General features: G+C 72.1%; 15 protein-coding genes and 1 pseudogene. 8 read left to right on the forward strand and 8 right to left on the reverse strand.

The genetic code is table 11. From position 1 onward, the window contains the following. Both ABD369_RS41560 and ABD369_RS25990 read left to right on the forward strand, forming a co-directional pair. Positions 1 to 96: pseudogene (locus ABD369_RS41560) on the forward strand (DUF4097 family beta strand repeat-containing protein); the annotation flags it as partial. Between the two features lie 101 nt (positions 97 to 197). Further along, complete coding sequence (locus tag ABD369_RS25990; RefSeq protein ID WP_344638967.1) at positions 198 to 1,007, forward strand: alpha/beta fold hydrolase; 810 nt, start codon at positions 198 to 200, stop codon at positions 1,005 to 1,007. Positions 1,008 to 1,117: 110 nt separating this feature from the next. Here ABD369_RS25990 and ABD369_RS25995 read toward each other — a convergent pair whose 3' ends face one another. The 6 genes from ABD369_RS25995 to pdhA all read right to left on the reverse strand — a co-directional run bounded on the left by ABD369_RS25995 (position 1,118) and on the right by pdhA (position 8,409). Continuing rightward, on the reverse strand, positions 1,118 to 1,837 hold the full coding sequence (locus tag ABD369_RS25995) for a helix-turn-helix transcriptional regulator (protein WP_344638968.1): 720 nt from the start codon (positions 1,835 to 1,837) through the stop codon (positions 1,118 to 1,120). A gap of 16 nt (positions 1,838 to 1,853) precedes the next feature. Further along, positions 1,854 to 2,786 carry an alpha/beta hydrolase gene (locus ABD369_RS26000; RefSeq protein ID WP_344638969.1) on the reverse strand — a complete coding sequence of 311 codons (933 nt, stop codon included), beginning with the start codon at positions 2,784 to 2,786 and terminating at the stop codon, positions 1,854 to 1,856. 139 nt (positions 2,787 to 2,925) lie between these two features. Then, positions 2,926 to 4,605, reverse strand: coding sequence for a globin domain-containing protein (locus tag ABD369_RS26005; RefSeq protein WP_344638970.1), 1,680 nt, complete (start codon positions 4,603 to 4,605; stop codon positions 2,926 to 2,928). Positions 4,606 to 4,889: 284 nt separating this feature from the next. Beyond that, positions 4,890 to 6,218 (reverse strand): dihydrolipoamide acetyltransferase family protein, encoded by a 1,329-nt coding sequence (locus tag ABD369_RS26010; RefSeq protein WP_344638971.1) that lies wholly within the window; start codon positions 6,216 to 6,218, stop codon positions 4,890 to 4,892. Positions 6,219 to 6,223: 5 nt separating this feature from the next. Continuing rightward, on the reverse strand, positions 6,224 to 7,201 hold the full coding sequence (locus ABD369_RS26015; RefSeq protein WP_425557783.1) for an alpha-ketoacid dehydrogenase subunit beta: 978 nt from the start codon (positions 7,199 to 7,201) through the stop codon (positions 6,224 to 6,226). A 65-nt stretch (positions 7,202 to 7,266) separates the two neighbouring features. Then, entirely contained in the window at positions 7,267 to 8,409 is a 1,143-nt protein-coding gene (gene pdhA / locus ABD369_RS26020; RefSeq protein WP_344638973.1) for a pyruvate dehydrogenase (acetyl-transferring) E1 component subunit alpha, read from the reverse strand. A gap of 232 nt (positions 8,410 to 8,641) precedes the next feature. Between pdhA and ABD369_RS26025 the strand changes: the two genes are divergently transcribed. Then, positions 8,642 to 9,088: an Lrp/AsnC family transcriptional regulator gene (locus ABD369_RS26025; RefSeq protein ID WP_344638974.1), complete on the forward strand. Its 447-nt coding sequence runs from the start codon at positions 8,642 to 8,644 to the stop codon at positions 9,086 to 9,088. A gap of 55 nt (positions 9,089 to 9,143) precedes the next feature. Here the strand turns inward: ABD369_RS26025 and ABD369_RS26030 are convergent, their stop codons facing one another. Continuing rightward, positions 9,144 to 9,734, reverse strand: coding sequence for a TetR/AcrR family transcriptional regulator (locus ABD369_RS26030; protein ID WP_344638975.1), 591 nt, complete (start codon positions 9,732 to 9,734; stop codon positions 9,144 to 9,146). 273 nt (positions 9,735 to 10,007) lie between these two features. Between ABD369_RS26030 and ABD369_RS26035 the strand changes: the two genes are divergently transcribed. Both ABD369_RS26035 and paaN read left to right on the forward strand, forming a co-directional pair. Further along, complete coding sequence (locus ABD369_RS26035) at positions 10,008 to 11,300, forward strand: hypothetical protein (protein WP_344638976.1); 1,293 nt, start codon at positions 10,008 to 10,010, stop codon at positions 11,298 to 11,300. A 144-nt stretch (positions 11,301 to 11,444) separates the two neighbouring features. Beyond that, a complete protein-coding gene (gene paaN, locus ABD369_RS26040) occupies positions 11,445 to 13,145 on the forward strand; it encodes a phenylacetic acid degradation protein PaaN (protein WP_344638977.1) in 1,701 nt (566 codons plus the stop codon). A gap of 167 nt (positions 13,146 to 13,312) precedes the next feature. Here paaN and ABD369_RS26045 read toward each other — a convergent pair whose 3' ends face one another. Then, positions 13,313 to 14,572: a bifunctional glycosyltransferase family 2/GtrA family protein gene (locus ABD369_RS26045; protein ID WP_344638978.1), complete on the reverse strand. Its 1,260-nt coding sequence runs from the start codon at positions 14,570 to 14,572 to the stop codon at positions 13,313 to 13,315. A gap of 110 nt (positions 14,573 to 14,682) precedes the next feature. Here ABD369_RS26045 and ABD369_RS26050 point away from each other — a divergent pair, with 110 nt between their 5' ends. The 3 genes from ABD369_RS26050 (at position 14,683) to ABD369_RS26060 (ending at position 20,080) form a co-directional block, all read left to right on the forward strand. Continuing rightward, a complete protein-coding gene (locus ABD369_RS26050) occupies positions 14,683 to 16,164 on the forward strand; it encodes an FAD-dependent monooxygenase (protein ID WP_344638979.1) in 1,482 nt (493 codons plus the stop codon). Between the two features lie 559 nt (positions 16,165 to 16,723). Then, positions 16,724 to 18,889, forward strand: coding sequence for a protease pro-enzyme activation domain-containing protein (locus ABD369_RS26055; protein WP_344638980.1), 2,166 nt, complete (start codon positions 16,724 to 16,726; stop codon positions 18,887 to 18,889). 189 nt (positions 18,890 to 19,078) lie between these two features. Next, a complete protein-coding gene (locus ABD369_RS26060; protein ID WP_344638981.1) occupies positions 19,079 to 20,080 on the forward strand; it encodes a hypothetical protein in 1,002 nt (333 codons plus the stop codon). The last annotated feature ends 13 nt before the right edge of the window (positions 20,081 to 20,093 follow it).

Genomic DNA, 20,093 nt, shown 5'->3' on the forward strand with positions numbered 1-20,093 from the left:
GGCCGCATCAGCAACGCCCTCAAGAACGACGGCACCACCGAACTCGACATCCGCGCCACCACCTCCAACGGCGACATCACCGCCCGCAGCCTGTGAGCAGCCCAAGGTGCGGCCGTGCTCGGAACCGCGGCCGCACCTGCTACGGCGACACCGTCCACCGCTCCTGATCCACTTCCGACCCCGGAGAGAGGCAGACCATGACCACCAAGCACTCCGCCACCGCCTGGACCGGCATGGTGTCGGTCGATGACACCGCACTGGCCGTGACCGACACCGGCGGCACCGGCACTCCCGTGGTCTATCTCAACGGCTCCTACGCCGACCAGTCGCACTGGCGGCGCGTCATCACCGGCCTCGGCGGCGGCTACCGGCACATCACCTACGACGAGCGTGCCCGCGGCAAGTCCAAGCTCTCGGCCGACTACTCCTTCGAGGCCTGCATCCGCGACCTCGACGCCGTCCTCAAGGCCAGGGGCGTGGAGCGGCCGATCCTGGTGGGCTGGTCCTACGGCGCCCTGATCGCGATGCACTGGGCCGCCCGCAACCCGGACCGCGTCCAGGCGGTGGTGTCCGTGGACGGCGCGTTGCCGAGCGAGTGGCTCGACGAGGCCACCCGGGAGCAGGTCCGCACGCTGTTCCGCCGCCTGAGCCCGGTGTTCCCGATCGCCCGCCGGCTCGGCATGGCCGCCCGGATGAGCGCCGTCCAGCACGCCGAGATCAACCTCGAACTCAACGAGCTGTGCGCACCCGCCGCCCTCGACCCGGTCTTCGACCAGGTGACCGCACCGACCCGCTACGTGCTCGGCACTGGCGGCAACCTGGGCGCCGACGCGAAGGTGATGGAACAGCTCCGCGCCAACCTCGACCCGGTCCTCGCCCGCAACCCGAACATCCGGGTCAGCACGAAGGTCGCGAGCAACCACTCCAAGATCCTGCGCAACGACTTCCGAGCCGTCGCCGACGCGGTACGCGAACTCGCCACCACCCGTGCCCTCCAGGCCGCCTGAGCCGTCACGAACGGCGTCACGGTGACAGCACACCCGTCCGCCCCCAGGAATGCGCGACACCTCAACACGCGGGCCCACCAGTCCCGAGGCCGATCCAGAACCTCCGGTCCTCACGACGGGGACGTGAGCGAAGCCAGCGAGGTTGGCCGCACCGCACCGGCGGCGGCCGAGCCGAGCAGCAGGCTGGCCAGGTCATGGGGCGGTGCCTGCTCACCGGTCGGAGTCGCCGCTGCGATCCGGTCCAGTCGGAAGCCCCGGCCGGCCCGCCGGGTGCGGCACCAGGCGATGAGGTACCACCTGCCCTCCGCGGTGAGCAGTCCGGCCGGTTCCACCACGCGGTCGCTCTCCCAGCCTGCCGCGTCGACGTAGGACAGTCGCAGCACCGTGCCGGTGGTGAGGGCCTGTTCCACCGCGGTTCGGACCGACTCCGCGGTCCGGGTCGGCAACGCGACGATCCGTGCGGCGAGTTCCTGGGCCGCGACCGAGGCGGGACCGGTCATCGAGGCCGCGATCTTCTGGGAGGCCGTGCGGGCCGCACCGGCGTAGGGGGCCGAGGCGTCGGCCGCGGCGAGTGCGGCGACCAACGCCGAGGCTTCATCGGTGGTGAAACGGATCGGGAGGAGGGTCATCGCCGGGTCGATCGACCAGCCCCCGCCCCGCCCGGGTGCGGCGCGCACCGGGACGCCGGCCTCCATCAGTGCCTGAAGGTCACGCTGCACCGTGCGCGTGCTGACCTCGAACCGCGCGGCGAGCGCGGCGACCGTCAGCAGCCGCGGCGCCGCGGCGCGCAACTCTTCCACCAGTGCGTAGAGCCGAGGAGTGCGGTTCACGGGGTCGACGCTACCGTCAGGCGCTAGCCAGGAAGTCCCGCTCACGCTGCAGTTCCCGCTCGGTGATGGTCAGTGGGAACAGAGTGAAACCGTGCATCGCGCCGGCGACGACGCCGAGCTGCACGGGCGCCCCCGCCGCCCGCCACCGGGCTGCCAGGAAGAGCGAGTCGTCCAGCAGTGGATCCTCGGTCCCGACGACGATCCGGGCGGGCGGCAGGCCGGTCAGGTCGGCGAAGAGCGGCGAGACCTCCGGGTCGCGGCGCTGCTCCGCCCCCATCCCCGGCGTGAAGAGTTCATAACTGCCCCGCATCGTCTCGGTGTTGCTCAGCAGCCGCCTGGAGCCGAACGACCGCTGGCTCGGTGTCATCGACAGGTCGTACGGGCCGAAGAGCAGGTGGGCCGCCCGGAACGCGCCGGTGATGCCGTGCCGGTCGCGGAGGCGCAGCAGCGTCAGGACGCTCAGGTGGGCGCCGGCCGATTCGCCACCGATCAGCAGCCGCTCGGTACCGAACTCGGCCGCGGCGTGGTCCACCAGCCACCGGGCGGCCGCTTCGCAGTCGTCGGGTCCGGCGGGGAACGGGTGCTCCGGCGCCAGGCGGTACTCCACGCTCACCACGGCCAGCCGTGCCTGTTCGGCGAGCCGCCACAACCTCTCGTCCTGCCCGTCCGCGGAGCCGAACGCCCAGCCACCGCCGTGGATGTGCAGGTACACGCCGTCGACGTGGTCCGGCACGAACGTCCGGACCTTCACCCCGCCGGCGACGACGCGGTCCCGGCCCTGCGGCAGTCGCACCGGTGGGGTGTCGCCACCGAGCCGGTTGCGCCGCAGGAGCGCCAGCACGGTTGCGTCCGGCGCCTGCCCACGAGCTGGGCGGCTCGCGGCGGCAGCCTCGAACTGCTCGTTGAAGGCCAGGGTCTCGGCGAGGCAGTCCTCATCAGTGATCATCATGCGTCGACAGTCGCAGCTCTCTGCGACAACACCCCGTCACCTTTTCCGAGTGAACCGCGTCACACTCCTGTCGCGCGACCTGTCCCCGTCGTCCTGGCCGCCCGACGCCGTGAGCGCGCCCGCGTCCGCGGCGGTCGGTTCACCGTGCCGCCGGCTCCCCCGGCAGGTCGTGGTGGATCCGCTCCGCCAGTACCCCGGACCGCCGAAGGGCCGCCGCGGTCCGTCGCACCATCGCCGGCGGCCCGCTGAGGTAGGCCGCGTGGCCGGACCACGGTCCGCGCCGTGCGATGGCGTCCGGGAGCTCTCCGCTCTCCGCGCCGGCCCCGCCGGACTCCTGTGAGAGGACCGGGCGGACGGTGATCCAGGGGTTGCCGCGGGCCAGCCGCCGCAGGGCGTCGAGGCCGTACAGCTCGGTGTGCCGGCGGGCGCCGTAGAACACCTCGACCGAGCGGCCCCGGGTGCCGTGGGCGGCCAACTCCTCGACCAGCGCGGTGACCGGCGCGATGCCGGTGCCGCCGCCCACGCAGAGCAGGTCGGCGCCGTCGGCGTGGTCCAGCACCATGCCGCCCTCGGCCGGTCCGAGCCGCAGTACGTCCCCGGGGGCGGCCCGGCGTACCAGGGCGTTGCTCACCCAGCCCGCCTGGACCGCCTTGACGTGGATGGTCAGCAGGCCGTCGGGGCGCGGCGCGGCGGCGAAGGAGTAGTGCCGCCAGACCCGGGGCCACCAGGGCGTCTCCAGGGCGGTGTACTGGCCGGCGCGGTACGGGTACGCCTGGTCGGGGCGGAGGGTGAGCACCGCGATGTCGGGGGTGCTCAGCCGGTGCGCGACGATCTCCGCCTGCCACCAGGGCGGCGAGGTCTTCGCCGCCTGCTCGGCCGCGTCGGACATCACCCGGGCGACCTGCCCGTACGCCCGGCGCCAGGCCAGTTCGGCCTCGGCGGTCCAGTGGCTGCCGCAGTACCGCTCCAGGGCCGCGACCAGGCACTCGCCCACCGAGCCGTAGTGGCCGCTCAGCGTCCCGTACTTGCGGTGGCTCCGGCCGAGCGGGGCCAGGTACCCGGCCAGCACGGCGGGGTCGGCGGCGTCGCGGACGGCCGTCAGCAGGGTTCGGAACAGCCGGTCGCGCTGGAGGTCCATGGCGGCCGGGAAGAGCGCCCGGATCTCCGGGTCGCGCAGGAAGAGCAGGGCGTAGAAGTGCGCGGTGGCGCGGTCGGCGACCGGTTCCACGACGGCCAGGCAGGATCGGATCAGCTCGATGTCCCCTGCGGTGGGCGGCTGTTCGGCTCCCCACCTGCCCGCTCCGGCGGCCACGGGCATCACGGCGGCGACCGGCTGCGGCAGCGCGGGGGCTCCGGGGACGGCGGCCAGCGCCGGGAGCGCGGGGAACGCCGACCCGCCGGGCAGAGCCGGCCGTGGCGGTGCTGCGGGGAGCGGCGGCGCGACCGGGAGCCGGGAGGCGTCCGACGCCCAGGCCCGGGACCAGTGGTCGCCCGGACCGGCCCAGTTGAGCCCGGGGGCCCGGGTGAACATCGGCTCGATCGCCGGCGCCAGCGGCAGTAACGGCAGCGCCACGGTCGAGCTGGTCGTCCCGGGCCCCGGCGGCCCCACCGGGGGGAGCGGGGGCTCCACCCGGGCCGGCAGCGCGGGCGCCGGCACGGCCGGCGGCCTGGTCGGGCGCGGCGGGATCGCCAGCCCGGTCCCGGGCGGCCTTGCGGGCACCGCCAGTGGGCCGGTGCCGGGCAGTTGGCCCAGCGGCGGCTCCGGCGCCGGCTCCAGGGCGGGCAGCTGATCCGCAGCGGCCTCCGGCAGCTGGGGCACGGGGTCCGCTGCGACCGAACCGAAGCCCGCTCTGACGAGTAACGGTGTTGACTTCAAAGCGACTTGACGAGTGCCCAAGAGAATCGTTCCGCCCCGGTCGTCCCTGCTACCACACCTTGCTCTGCTCTGCTGGAGCCCCGGTAGCCTGGCACGCTCGGACAGTTCATCGGGCAAATCGCGCAAAGTACGGACACCCGGGCCGGGAGCCCGGTACCCTCACCGCCCTGCCGGAACCCGCATGCACGTCGGGGCCCGGCCCCATCGGAACCGGACCCCGGCCGCCGCTACAACTGGCGCAGCAGCATCCCCGGCTGCTCGACGCAGTCCGCGACGAAGCGCAGGAAGCCGCCGGCCGTCCCGCCGTCGCAGACCCGGTGGTCGAAGGTGAACGACAGCTGGGTGACCTGCCGGACGGCCAACTCGCCCTCGTGCACCCAGGGTTTGGCCGCGATCCGGCCGACGCCCAGCATCGCCGCCTCGGGATGGTTGAGGATCGGCGTGGAGCCGTCCACTCCGAAGACGCCGTAGTTGTTGAGCGTGAAGGTGCCGCCGGTGAGCTCGGCCGGGGTGAGCGTCCCGGCGCGGGCCGACTCGGTCAACCTGGCCAGCTCGGCGCCGAGTTGCTCGGTGTTGAGCAGGTGGGCGTCCCGGATCACCGGGACCACCAGGCCGCGGTCGCTCTGCGCCGCGAAGCCGAGGTGCACCGCTCGGTGCCGTCGGATTCCCGAACCGTCGTTCTCCACACTGGAGTTGAGTTCGGGGAAGCGAACCAGACCGGCCGTGCAGATCCGGGCCAGCAGTGCCAGCACGCTCACCTTCGGACCGGCCGCCCGGTTCAACTGGGCGCGCGTCTCCATGAGTCCGGTCGCGTCGGCGTCCACCCAGCAGGTCGCGGCGGGGATCTCCTGGTGGCTGCGGGTGAGCTTCTCGGCGATCGTCCGGCGCAGCCCGCGCAGCGGTACGACCTCCTCGTCGGCGACCGCGGCGGGAACCGGCGCGACAGCCTCCGACAGCGCCCGCTGCACATCGGCTCGCATGATCAGGCCGTCGGGACCGCTGCCGGTGATCCGGGCCAGCTCAAGGCCGTGTTCGCGGGCCATCCGCCGCACCAGCGGCGAGATCACCGGGACCACCGCGGACGCCACCACCCGAGCGGCCTCCGGCACCGGAGCAGGAGCGGGGGCGGGGGCAGGAGCAATCGCCGGAGCGGGCCCATCGATCCGGACCCGGGCCCGGCGCCCGCCCTTGGGGCTCTCCAGCACGCCGTACCCGACCAGCGGACGCTCGTTCGCCGCACCGGGCGCCGCAGCCCCGTCCGCCGCAGCCTCACCGGCCGGTCCGGAGCCCGTCCCCGTGCTCCCGCCCGCCGCAGCGACGGCGACCGTCACCAGCGGCGCCCCGACCGCGATCTCCTCGCCGACCTCGCCGAACCGCGCGGTGACCACCCCGCCGTAGGGGCAGGGCACTTCGACCACCGCCTTGGCCGTCTCGACCTCGACCACCGGCTGGTCGACGGCGATCACCTCGCCGACCTCGACCATCCAGCGGACCACCTCGGCGCCGGTGAGCCCCTCGCCGAGGTCCGGCAGCGTGAACTCGCGTACCACGGGCATGATCGTCACTCCTCCCACTGCAGCCGGGCGACCGCGTCCAGGATCCGGTCCACCCCGGGGAGGTGGTGGTGCTCCAGCATCGGCGGCGGGTAGGGGATGTCGAAGCCGGTGACCCGCAGCACCGGCGCGGCCAGGTGGTGGAAGCAGCGCTCGGTGACCCGGGCGGCTATCTCCGCGCCGACCCCGCCGAAGCCGGTCGACTCGTGGACGACCACCGCCCGCCCGACCGAGCGGACCACCTCGGCGACCGTCGCGTCGTCGAACGGCACCAGACTGCGCAGGTCGAGCACCGCGAGGTCCCAGCCCTCGGCCCGCGCCGCCTCGGCCGCCTCCAGGCAGACCGGCAGCGAGGGCCCGTAGGTGATCAGGACCGCCGAGCGGCCGGTCCGCCGCAGCACCGCCTTGCCGATCGGCTCGACGGGCACGGCCGGGTTCCACTCCTCCTTGCCCCAGTAGAGCCGCTTCGGCTCCAGGAAGACCACCGGGTCGTCCGAGGCGATCGAGGCGCGCAGCAGGCCGTAGGCGTCGGCGACGGTGGCGGGGGTGACCACGTGCAGGCCGGGGGTGGCGGTGTAGTAGGCCTCGGAGGCGTCACTGTGGTGCTCGACGCCGCCGATGCCGCCGCCGTACGGGATCCGGACGGTGATCGGCAGCGGGAGCTTGCCGGCCGTGCGGTTGCGCATCTTGGCGACGTGCGAGAAGAGCTGTTCCAGTGCGGGGTAGGCGAAGGCGTCGAACTGCATCTCCACCACGGGCCGCAGCCCGTACATGGCCATGCCGATGGCGGTGCCCAGGATGCCGGCCTCGGCGAGCGGGGTGTCCAGGCAGCGCTGGGGGCCGAACTCGGCGGTGAGTCCGTCGGTGATCCGGAAGACGCCGCCGAGGGCGCCGACGTCCTCGCCCATCACATGGACGGTCTCGTCGGCCCGCATGGCGTCCCGCAGCGCGGTGTTGAGTGCCTGCGCCATGCTGGTGCTCTTCATGGCGGCGGAGGGCTGCCGCTCAGCGGCCCGGTCGAGGGCGGTGGCGGGCGAGGTGTGGGACGTGCTCATCGGCCCTGCACCTCGGCCTCCGCGGCCAGCTCGGCCGCCAACTGGGCCGCCTGCTCTCGCAGTTGCGGCGTGGGTTCGGCATAGACATGGGCGAACAGGGACATCGGATCCAGTTCGGCGTCGGAATGGAATTCGGCGCGCATCCGGGCGGCCAGCGCCTCGGCCTCGTCCGCGGCCTCCTGCACCAGCTGGTCCTCCAGCAGCCCGGCGGCGCGCATGTGACGCTCCATCAGCAGGATCGGGTCGTGCTCGCGCCAGGCGGCGACCTCCTCCTCCTGCCGGTAGCGGGTGGCGTCGTCGGCGTTGGTGTGCGCCTCGATCCGGTAGGTGAGCGCCTCGACCAGGGTCGGGCCGCCGCCGGAGCGGGCCCGCTCCACGGCCTCGCTGAGCACCGCGTGCACGGCGGGCGCGTCGTTGCCGTCCACCAGCCGGCCCGGCATGCCGTAGCCGACGGCCTTGTGGGCCAGGGTGGGCGCGGCGGACTGCTGGCTGAGCGGTACGGAGATCGCGTACCCGTTGTTCTGGACCAGGAAGACCACCGGAGCGTGCAGTACGGCGGCGAAGTTCAGCGCCTCGTGGAAGTCACCCTCACTGGTACCGCCGTCGCCGAGCATGGCCAGCGCCACCGCGTGCTCGCCGCGCAGGTGGGCCGCGTGGGCCAGCCCGACGGCGTGCGGCGCCTGGGTGCCCAGCGGGGTGCAGAGCGGCGCGGTCCGGGTGGCGCGCGGGTCGTAGCCGGTGTGGGCGGAGCCGCGCAGCAGGGTGAGCGCCTCCAGCGGGTCCACGCCCCGGGCCACCACGGCGAGGGTGTCCCGGTAGCTGGGGAAGAGCCAGTCCTGCTCGTGCAGCGCCAGTGCGGCGGCGACCTGGCAGGCCTCCTGGCCGGTGGAGGCGGGGTAGACGGCGAGCCGGCCCTGCTTGGTCAGGGTGGTGGCCTGCTGGTTGTAGCGGCGGCCGACGACCAACCGCCGGTACAGCTCGCGCAGCAGCACCGGGTCGGTCTTCTCCAGCAGCGGGGTGCCGAGGACCCGCACGGGGGAGGGGTCGGGCAGCAGCGGTGCCGGGTCGGTGCGGGCGGTGGTCGCGCCGGGGAGCCACCCCGGGACGGAGGCTGAAAATCTGTGGTCGAGAACGGTCATCTCGGCACCTCCGGTGGGTGGGGAGGGGGTGCGACAGGGGCGGGGGTGATGCCGTGGTGAGCGAGGGGCGGCGCGGCAGGCCGTCGGGCCTCGTCGCTCCCTACCGATTGTTCGGTTGTCTGGTCATTCTGGCCACAGCTGAGCCAAGGTGGTGGACAATCGGCCCGAACAGCGCTCTCCTGGTGCCACCATGTCCATTCCGAGAGAGCGGGGGGCCGTGTCCGCTGAACAGATGTCCAGGCTCGACCGAGTCGACCGTTCGATCCTCCGCCTGCTCCAGCAGGACGGACGGGCCTCGATCCGCTCGGTCGCCGAACGGGTGCACGTGTCCCGGGCGAACGCGTACGCCCGGATATCCAGGATGGTCGAGGACGGGGTGATCCGCGGCTTCACCGCCCGGGTGGACCACGAGCGGGCCGGCCAGGGCGCCTCGGCCTACATCACCCTCAAGATCGTGCAGAACTCCTGGCGGACGGTGCGCGAGCAGCTGCTGGGACTCCCCGGGGTGGCGCACATCGCGCTGGTCGGCGGCGAGTTCGACGTCCTGCTACTGGTGCACACCGCCGACAACCGCGCACTGCGCGAGCTGGTCCTGACCAGGATCCAGAGCATCTCCCAGGTGCTGGCGACCCAGACCCTGCTGGTCTTCGAGGAGACCGACCAGGTCCCGCCGGACTAGCCGGACCTCCCGAGGTCCGGCCGGATCGCCCGGACCGGGCTGGGGCAGGCCCTGACTACGCGGTCGGTGCACGCAGCCCGTCGAAGGCGAGGTGCACGACCGCCTCGGCGATCCCGTCCTGCGCCCGGACGCCCGGCCGGTACCACTCCACAATCGAGTTGATCATGCCGAACAGCAGCCGGGTGGCCAGCCGGGGCTCCACGTCCGAACGCAGCTCGCCCTCGGCGACCGCGGCCCTGAGCAGTTCGGCGACCTGGTGGTCGAACTCCCGCCGCCGCTCCAGCGCCCACTGCTCGGTCGGCGTGTTGCCCCGTACCCGGAGCAGCAGCGTGACGTACGGCAGCTCCTCCAGCAGCACCTCGGCCGTCCGCCGCACCACGTGCTCCAGCCGGTCCACCGGCCGGCCGCTCCGGGCGGCGGGCTCGTCGAGGATGGTGAACAGGCCGTCCAGCGCCCGGCCGACGGCGAGGCGCAGCAGCTCCTCCTTGCCGCGCACATGGTGGTAGATCGAGGACTTGGAGATACCGGCCGCCTTCGAGAGGTCCTCCATGGACGTCCCGTCGTACCCGCGCTCGTTGAAGACCTCGACGGTCACGGCCAGCAGTGACTCGACGGTGTACGTGGTGCGGGTGGTGTTCTCGGCCATGGGAACGAGTATCCTCGCCGCCCCGGGTGCACGTCAGCCTGGGGTCGAAACGTCCGGATGGCCTCGACAGCGCCCACCGGTGATTTCCGCACCTTTTCCGGCCAATACCGGATTCCGTCCGAAAATCGGCCAAAACTCCGCGAAAGCGAATTCCCGCACCACCCCCACCCGGAACCGAGAGCCCCGGGGTTTCCAAGGCGGCCGGATAGACTCGCCGTTCACCGCCGACGATCCCGGCGGGGTGGTGACGGCGACCGGTGGAGGGGCCCCGCAGTGAGCGCGATACAGGAGACGGTGGCAGCGGACCGCCGTCCGCTCCCCGGCGAGCCCCCGGTGCCACCGTCCTCCTCCGCGCCCCCGCCCTTCCCCGGCACCGAGACGTTCCGCGAGCGCCTGCGCCGGGGCGCGGCCGCGTTCGGCCCCGCCCTGGCGCTGTTCGGGGCGGTGAAGCTGATCGGCTTCTCGGTCTTCATGCTGCTGCTGGATTCCTCCGGGCGGTTCCACCAGCTGGACCCGAGATTCGGCGGCGGCGCGCACCCGTGGGATGTCGTGGGCAGCTGGGACGGCTGGTGGTACCAGCAGGTCGCGCAATTCGGCTACCACCCGGAGCTGATAGCGGACCACGGTGGATTCTTCACCGTCCAGCAGAATTCCTCGGCCTTCTTCCCGCTCTATCCGGGTCTGATGCGCTTGGTCTCCGACTGCACCGGCATCGGCTTCTACGGCGCCGGAATGCTGGTTTCGATCGTGTCCTCCTTCGCCGCCGCCGCCGGGATCTTCGCGGTCACCAGGCAGCTGGCCGGGGCCCGGGCCGGCGTGATCGCGGCCGCGGTATGGGGCGCCTTCCCGGGCGCGGGTGTGGAGTGGGCGGTCTACACCGAGTCGCTGTTCGTCGCGCTGACCGTCTGGTCCTGCTACTTCGTGATCAGCCGGCAGTGGCTGAACGCGGCACTGATCACCTTCATCGCCGGCCTGAGCCGGCCCACCTCGATGACCCTGATCGCGGGCGTCGCGCTCTCCGCCGCCGTCGCCCTGTTCCGCCGCCGGGACGGGGTGCTCGCTCCGCTGAGCGCGATCCTGCTGCCCCCGCTGAGCTTCTTCGGCTACATCGGCTGGGTCGGCTACCGGATGGGCCACTGGGACGGTTACCTCACCCTGCAGCGCGGCGCCTGGCTGCACTTCTTCGACTTCGGCAAGTACACCTCCGACGCGGTCACCCACATCCTCACCGGCGACAACAACTACCTCTTCGCGTACCCGACCGAGGACCTGATCGCCGTCCTGGTGCTGTTCGCACTGCCCTGCCTGCTGGTCCCGCTGCTGCGGCTGCGCCCGCCGCTGGTGATCACCGTCTACACCCTGGGCACCCTGGTGCTGGTCCTCGGCAGCCAGCAGATGTTCGGCACCCTCTCCCGCTTCGTGCTCCCCGTCTTCCCGCTCACCATCCCGATCGCCCTCGCCCTGCGCCGCCTCTCGCTGCCCTCCCTGGCCACCGTCCTCGGCGTGGGCGCCGTCGCCTCCGGCTGGTTCGCGGGCTACGTCGTCTTCGAACTCGGCATCCCGTAGACCGCGGAAGGGCCCAGGGGCGCGGAGCCAATCCCTCCGAGTCCACGACATCCGTCCTCGCGCGCCTCGCGGTTACCCCTGTGCCCCGACCGATCGTTCGGTTACTCTGAGGGGTGTCCCGTCCGCCCCTTGGAGGAGCGCACCATGGCCGCTGCGACCCCTGCCCTCTCGGTCGCCGAACTGATCGAACGCCACCAGGACACCCTCGACCGAGCCCTCGCGGCGATCCGCAGCCGCGACTACTGGTCCCCCTACCCCGAGTTCCCGAAGGCGTACGGCGAGAGCGGAGCGGCGGACGGCAAGGCCGCGTTCGAGGCTCTGCTCGGCGGCGTCTTCGCCCTCGACGGCCACCCCACCGACGGCGAGCTGGTCGGCGGCGAGACCTCGCCGTACGGCATCGAGCTGGGCATCAGCTACCCGCACGCCACGCCCGATGCGCTGATCGGCGCCCTGCAGGCCGCCCGCCCGGCCTGGGCGGCGGCGGGCCCGGCCGCCCGCGCGGCGGTCTGCCTGGAGATCCTGGACCGGATCAACAAGCGCTCGCACGAGTTCGGCCACGCGGTGATGCACACCACCGGCCAGGCGTACGGCATGGCCTTCCAGGCCGGCGGCCCGCACGCCCAGGACCGGGGCCTCGAAGCCGTGGTGTACGCCTTCGCCGAGCAGACCAGGCTGCCCGAGCGCGCCGACTGGACCAAGCCGCAGGGCAAGCGCGACCCGCTGACCATGGTCAAGGAGTTCACCGTGGTGCCGCGCGGGCTCGCGCTGCTGATCGGCTGCAACACCTTCCCGACCTGGAACGGCTACCCGGGCCTGTTCGCCTCGCTGGCCACCGGCAACCCGGTGCTGGTCAAGCCGCACCCGCGCGCCACCCTGCCGCTCGCGCTCACCGTACGGGTGGCCCGCGAGGTGCTCGCCGAGGCCGGGTTCGACCCCAACACGGTCTGCCTGGCGGCCGAGCACGAGGGGTCGACCGTCGCCCAGGTGCTGGCCGTCCGGCCCGAGGTGAAGGTCATCGACTACACCGGCTCGACCTCCTTCGGCGACTGGCTGGAGGCCAACGCCAAGCAGGCCCAGGTCTACACCGAGAAGGCCGGCGTCAACACGGCGGTGGTCGAGTCGACCGACAACTACCGCGGAATGCTGGCCAATCTGGCCTTCGCGCTCTCGCTCTACAGCGGCCAGATGTGCACCACCCCGCAGAACATCCTGATCCCCCGCACCGGCATCGACACCGACGAGGGAAGCAAGTCCTACGACGAGGTGGTCACCGACCTGGCCGCCGCGATCGACGGCCTGCTGGGCGACGACGCCCGGGCCGCCGCGATCCTCGGCGCCGTGGTCAACCCGGGCGTGCTCCAGCGCACGGTGCAGGCGGCGGGCGGCGAGTTCGGCGAACTCGCGCTCACCCCGCGGGTGGTGGCCTCGCAGGAGTTCCCGGGAGCGGCCATCAGGACGCCCGCCCTGGTCAAGGTGGACTCCGACAAGCCGGACGACCGGGCCACCTTCCTCAGCGAGTGCTTCGGGCCGGTCTCCTTCGCAGTCGCGGTGGAGTCCGCCGAGGCCGCGGTCGAGCTGCTCCGCCGCACCACCGCCGAGCAGGGCGCGATGACCGCCACCGGCTGGACGGTCGACGCAACCGTCGAGGCCGCCCTGGTCGAGGCCGCCCTCGACTCCGGTGTCTCGCTCTCCCTCAACCTCACCGGCGGCGTGTACCCGAACCAGACCGCCGCCTTCTCCGACCTGCACGGCACCGGCGCCAACCCGGCCGCCAACTCCGCCTACTGCGACGGCGCGTTCGTCGCCAACCGCTTCCGCACCGTCGAGATCCGCCGCCACAGCTGACCCCGGGTCGGGACCGGAGACGGTTCGGGGGCGCGGGGAACCACGCGAGTGACCATGCACGTCCGCAGCGGGCTGGTCGCGCGGTTCCCCGCGCCCCCGAGGGCATCACCCGCCTGCCCCGAGGGGTCGCGCCCACACCTCGGTCGGCCCCGGCCACTGACCCGGCGTCAGCGGTTCCGCTTCGGGTTGAACACCCACACCCGCATCAGCGCGAAGCGCACCACCGTGGCCACCGCGTTGGCCGCCACCAGCACCGCCAACTCCCCACCGTGCCGGGCCGACGGCCACGCCACCCCCTGCAGGCCGATCGCCGCACTGCTCAGCACCAGCCCGATCGCGAACGCGATCCCGCCTTCCGCCTGGGCCCGTACCGCTCCGCGCCGCCCGGTCACCCCGAAGGTGAACCGCCGGTTGGCCGCCGTGTTGAGCACCGCCGTCAGCACCTGCGCCACCGCGTTGGCGACCAGCGCGGGCGCCACCTGCCGCAACAGCAGGTACAGCAGCATGTACGAGGCCGTGCACACCGCGCCCACCACCGCGAAGCTCGCCAACTGCCAGGACAGGCCCGGCGGTAGCTGCGCCGCCCGCACCCGGGTCGGCAGGCTCTCGATCCGTCCGGCGCCGGTCAGCGAGCGCCGGGTGACCCGGGCCATGCCCTTGAGGTCGTCGATCACCGTACGGACGATGTCCACCCGGCTGTCCGGGTCGTCCACCCAGTCCACCGGCACCTCGTGGATCCGCAGCCCGGAGCGCTCGGCCAGCAACAGCAGTTCGGTGTCGAAGAACCAGGCGTCGTCCTCCACCTCGACCAGCAGCTGCTTGACCACCTCCGTCCGCGCCGCCTTGAACCCGCACTGCGCGTCCGAGAACTTCGCCGCCATGGTGGCCCGCAGCAGCACGTTGTAGCTGCGCGAGATGAACTCCCGCTTCGGCCCGCGCACCACCGCCGAACCCCGGTGCAGCCGACTGCCGATCGCCAGGTCGCTGTGGCCCGACAGCAGCGGCGCGACCAGCGGCAGGAAGGCCTCCAGGCCCGTCGAGAGGTCCACGTCCATGTACGCGACCACGTCCGCGTCGCTCGCGCCCCAGACCTGCCGAAGCGCCCGCCCGCGCCCCTTGAGGTCGAGGTGCACCGCCTCGACCTGCTCGATCTCCCCGGCCAGCGCGGTCGCCACCCGCCAGGTGCCGTCGACACTGGCGTTGTCGGCGATGGTGATCCGGTACGGGTAGGGGAAGGTCTCACCGAGGTAGGCGTGCAGCCTGCGGACACACCGCTCCAGGGTGTGCTCCTCGTTGTAGACCGGGACGACCACCTCGACCAGCCGGGTACGGGGGAGCGCGTCCACCGCGCCCGAGGGCAGCGGATCGACCGTGGGCATCCCCCGGCGCACGGACTGAGTCGGGTCGGCGAGCGCGGGCTCTGTCATGTCGGTGAGATTCACAGCCCGATCTGGGGCAGCGATGATGGAAGGCTGAGAGCGAGCTGAGAACCGGCTCGCCGGCACGCAACGCCGGTCCGACCACCAGGAGATGGCAGATGTCCGACAAGCAGCAGACCTCGGATGTCGTGATCGTCGGCGCGGGGCCCACCGGGCTCCTGCTGGCCGGCGATCTGGCAATGGCGGGGCTGCGGGTGACAGTGCTGGAGAAGCGCGCGGCCGAGTCCAACCTCACCCGCGCTTTCGCCGTCCATGCCCGCACCCTGGAGCAGTTCGACGATCGCGGCCTGGCCGACGAACTGATCGCCACCGGCCAGGTGATCGACTCGCTGCGACTGTTCGGCCACGTCGCGCTGGACACCAGGAAGCTGCCGACCCGCTTCCCGTTCGTCCTGATCACCCCGCAGTCCAGCACCGAACGCCTGCTCGCGGAGCGGGCGTTGAAGGCCGGCGTGACCATCGTCCGGGGCACCGAACTGATCGCGCTGCGCCAGGACAGCCGCGGCGTCGCCCTGGACGTGCGCACCGAGGGCGAGAGCGTCACGCACACCGCGAAGTACGCGGTCGGCGCCGACGGCGTCCGCAGCACCGTCCGCGACCTGCTCGGCATCCCGTTCCCGGGGGAGTCGGTGATCAGCTCGGTACTGCTGGCCGACGTCCGCCTCAGGCGGGAGCCCGAGGAGGTGCTCACCTTCTACGCGACCGCGCAGGGCTTCGCCTTCCTCGTCCCGTTCGGTGACGGCTGGTACCGGGTGATCGCCTGGGACCGCAGCCGGCAGCGCCCCGAGAGCGCCCCGGTCTCGCTCGCCGAGATCGCCGACATCACCCGCACCGTCCTCGGCGTGGACTACGGCCTGTACGAGGCCCGGTGGATGTCCCGCTTCCACAGCGACGAACGCCAGGTGCCCAACTACCGCTCCGGCCGGTTCTTCCTGGCCGGCGACGCCGCGCACTGCCACTCCCCGGCCGGCGGCCAGGGCATGAACACCGGCCTGCAGGACGCCGCCAACCTGAGCTGGAAGATGGCCGCCGTCATCCGGGGATGGGCGCCCGACGCCCTGCTGGATACCTACCAGACCGAGCGCCACCCCGTCGGCCGGATGGCGCTGCGCAATTCGGGCGCCATCGTCCGGCTCGCGCTGGCGCACTCCGCCCCGGCCCGCGCGCTGCGCACCGCCCTGGCGGCCGGCGCCGGGCGCGTCGGCCCGCTGGCCGAGTTCGGAGCCCGGCAGATCTCCGGGATCGGGATCAGGTACCCCGCGCCCAAGGGCTCGCACCACCTGGTGGGCCGCCGGATCCCCGACCTGCGCCTGGCGGTGGACCAGCCCGGCGGTCCCGCCCGCCTGCACGAGGCGCTGCGGGCCGGCCGGTCCGTCCTGATCAGCAATGACGAACTGTCGGTGGCCGAACCCTGGGCGAGCCGGATGGTCACCGCCGCGCCGGCCGACCCGCACGGCAAGCTGCGGGACACCGTCCTGCTGGTCCGCCCGGACGGCTACGCGGCCTGGGCCGGGATCGACCCGAGCCGCGGCGAGCTGCGCGCGGCGCTCTCCCAGTGGCTCGGAACTCCGGCAGACTGAGAATTCCGGACAATTTGCTGGAAATCAGCAGCTGTTGACCATCTCATGGCACCGGGCCGTTTTGGCCCGGTTTCCATAGCCGGCCATCGAGCACCGGTGGCGGTCGCCGGAGCGGGGGCGCAGCGGGTCGAGCGCTGCGCCCACCCGTCCGACCCACCGGCCCACCGCGGCCGAACACCTCCTCAGGTGAGTCGAGTTCGGCATCGCGCCGCACACGGACGAGGCAGGCCGAGGTGAGCCGGCTCGGACACCCGGCGTGACTCCTCCAGGCAAACCCGGTCGTACCGAAGGGTGTTGAGCGGATCTAGCGGGAGCGCTTCGCCGGCCAGCACGGGCACAGGCGACGGGGACCGACCGCGCTCCGGGTCCAACTCGGGCTCCTTGCCGCTCCATTCACTGTATGGAGGTTTCGTCATTCTGTGGATGAGTTGAAGTTCCACACTTGACTGTTTTTTAGGAACCAATTACTTGATCATGGGCCCAATCCTGAAAGTTTTCTGGGAAGTTCTGACCCAACGTTTTCTGGACCGGAACACCCCCCCACTTTCCGGAGGAGCCCGTGCGACCCCGCTCGCTCGCCCTTGCCTCGGCACTGGCCGTTCTGCCGCTGACTGCGGCCTCCCTGTGCGCGACCGCCGCGTACGCCGCCCCGCAGGCCAACGTCTCGGCCGCCCGTGTGGCACTGCCCAACACCGTGACCCCCGCGGTGGCCCACTCGCAGAAGCAGGGCGATGTCCCCGCCGCCCAGCAGATCTCGGTGGCCGTCAGCCTCAAGCTGCGCAACACCGCCGAGCTGGACACCTTCCTGGCGGCGCTGAGCAACCCGAAGTCGCCGCAGTTCGGCAAGTACCTGACCCCGGCCCAGTTCACCGCCCGCTTCGGCCCGACCCAGGCCGATGTCGCGCAGGTGCGCTCCTACCTGGAGGAGCAGGGCCTGAAGGTCACCTCGGTCAGCGCCAACCGCCAGGTGGTGAACGCCAGCGGCACCAACGAGCAGATCGCCAAGGCCTTCGGCACCCACGAGAGCCGTTACGTCGACAAGCTGGAGAACAAGGCCTTCTTCGCCAACGACGACGCCGCCTCCATCCCGGCCTCGCTGTCCGGCGTGGTCCAGGGCGTCTCCGGTCTGAACAACAAGACCGTGCGCACCACCCGGATCGCGAAGCCTCAGAACGCGGCCCAGCACGCCACCCCGAGCGGCTTCGGCCCGGCCCAGTACAACGGCGCCTACAACCTGAACAAGATGGGCACCGACGGCAGCGGCACCACGGTGGCGCTGTGGGAGTTCGACGGCTACTCGTCGTCCAACCTGACGACCTACGACGGCCAGTTCGGCCTGACCGGCCCGGCCGTGCAGACCGTCTCGGTCGACGGCGCCAGCTACGACAGCAAGCCGGGCGAGGGCCAGGGCGAGGTCGAGTTGGACTCCGAGATCGTCCGCGGTGTCGCGCCCAAGGCCCAGCAGCTGGTCTACGAGGCCCCCAACAGCGACCAGGGCGAGATCGACATGGCCGCCAAGATCGTCTCGGACAACAAGGCCTCGGTCATCTCCATCTCGTGGGGCTCCTGCGAGCCGGACACCACCGCCTCGTCGATGACCGCCATCGACAACACCTTCAAGCAGGCCGCCGCCCAGGGCATCAGCATCTTCTCCGCCTCCGGCGACGACGGCTCGCGCGACTGCACCCGCTCCACCAGCGGCTCCTCGGTCAAGGCCGTCGACTTCCCGGCCTCCAGCCCGCACAACACCGGTGTCGGCGGCACCAACCTCAAGGTGAGCGGCAGCACCTACTCCTCCGAGAGCGCCTGGAGCACCGCCGGCGGCGGCGTCTCCACCCAGTTCTCGAAGCCCAGCTGGCAGACCGGCACCAACGTGACCGGCACCATGCGCACCGTTCCGGACGTGTCCTCCAACGCCGACCCGAACAGCGGCTTCGCCATCTACACCCAGGGCACCAGCTCGGCCGGCTGGCAGGTCTACGGCGGCACCTCCGCCGCGGCACCGCTGTGGTCCGGCTACGCGGCGCTGTTCAACCAGAAGGCGAAGGCCGCCGGCCAGGCCGCGCTCGGCGAGGCCAGCCCGAAGCTGTACTCGGTCGCCAACAGCAGCAACTACAGCTCGGCCTTCCACGACGTCAGCACCGGCTCGAACCAGGACTTCCCGGCCAAGGCCGGCTACGACCAGGTCACCGGCTGGGGCACCCCGGTCGCCGACCAGCTGAGCAACGCCCTGCTCGGCGGTGGCAGCGGCACGACCCCGCCGCCGTCCGGTGGCTGCACCACGAGCCAGCTGCTCGCCAACCAGGGCTTCGAGAGCGGCAACACCGGCTGGACCGCCTCCAGCGGCGTGATCACCACCGACTCCGGTGAGGCCGCCCACTCCGGCTCGTACAAGGCCTGGCTGGACGGTTACGGCTCCGCCCACACCGACAGCCTCTCGCAGACCGTCAGCATCCCGGCGGGCTGCAAGGCCTCCTTCAGCTTCTGGCTGCACGTCGACACCGCCGAGACCGGCAGCACCGCGTACGACAAGCTGACCGTCCAGGCCAACTCGACCACGGTGGCGACCTACTCCAACGCCGACGCGGCTTCGGGCTACGTCCAGAAGACCATCGACCTGTCGGCCTTCGCCGGCCAGACGGTCACCCTGAAGTTCACCGGCACCGAGGACTCCTCGCTGCAGACCAGCTTCGTGATCGACGACACGGCGCTGAACATCTCCTGACGCCTGTTCACTGCCGGTTGCCGGTACGGGGTGCGCCCCGTACCGGCAACCGTGTTTCCGGGATGTTTCAGTATTCGAAAAGATCAGGTTTATCTTGCGTGACCACTGTCATACGTACGAGTGGATGACGTAGCCTCTCGAACGTACGTAGGGTTCCCACCGAACTCGCCGGGTGGGGAAGGTGTCCGGATGGCCTCACAGCAACCGCAGCACGCCGGACGGCTCAGGCTGGTCGGCGAGCACCGGGACGGGCCCGCCCGTGTCCCGGTCCAGCAGGCCGGCGGACCGCGGCCGGTGGCGTCGGCCAACTTCGCCGAGGCGCTGCACGCCGCCATCGAGAGCAACGGTCTCAGCCTCGACCGGATCCGCACGGAACTCGGCCAACGCGGCGTCAGAATCAGTGTGACGACGCTCAGTTACTGGCGTCGGGGGCGCAGCCAGCCCGAGCGTGCCACCTCGATGCGCGCCGTCCACCTCCTCGAGGAGCTGCTCGGCCTCCCGCACACCACCCTCTCCAACCTGCTCGGCCCGCCCCGCCCGCGCGGTCGCTGGGTCTCCCCCGCCGCCACCAGCAGCCTGCGGGTCGAGGACGTCTGGCCCGGCCAGGACGAGATCTCCGGAGTCTTCGCCGAGCTGGACGCCCCGCCGATCGGGGAGCTGGAGCGACTCAGCATCCACGACGCCTACTACGTCGACGAGCACCGGCGCGGCTACCTGCTGCGACTGCGCCAGGTGGTCCGGGCCACGGTCGGCGGGGTGTCCCGCTGCCTGGTGGTGCACAAGGCCGACGAGGAGGCCACCGGCTGCCCGGAGATCACCTCGGTCCGGCACGCCCGGCTCGGCCGGGTCCGCCGACGACCCGAGAGCGGCCTGCTGGTGGCCGAACTGGTGCTGGACCGCCCGCTCGGCCTCGGCGACAGCACCGTCATCGAGTACGAGGTGGAGATCCCGCCCGGCGCCCCGACCACCATCTACGCCCGGCGGTTCGCCGTCCCGGTGCGCGAGTACGTGCTCCAGGTGCACTTCGACCCGGCCGCGATACCGGCGCACTGCGAGCGCTTCGACCGCGCGCCGGGCACGGAGGAGGACCGCGCACGCCGGCAGCTGTGGATCGGCGCCTCGGCCAGCGTCCACGTCCTGGCACCGGAGCAGGAGCCGGGTCAGCTCGGCATCCGCTGGGAGTGGGAGTAGCCCGCCGGGCGGA

This window comes from Kitasatospora cystarginea (assembly GCF_039533515.1).
Lineage (GTDB): Bacteria > Actinomycetota > Actinomycetes > Streptomycetales > Streptomycetaceae > Kitasatospora > Kitasatospora cystarginea.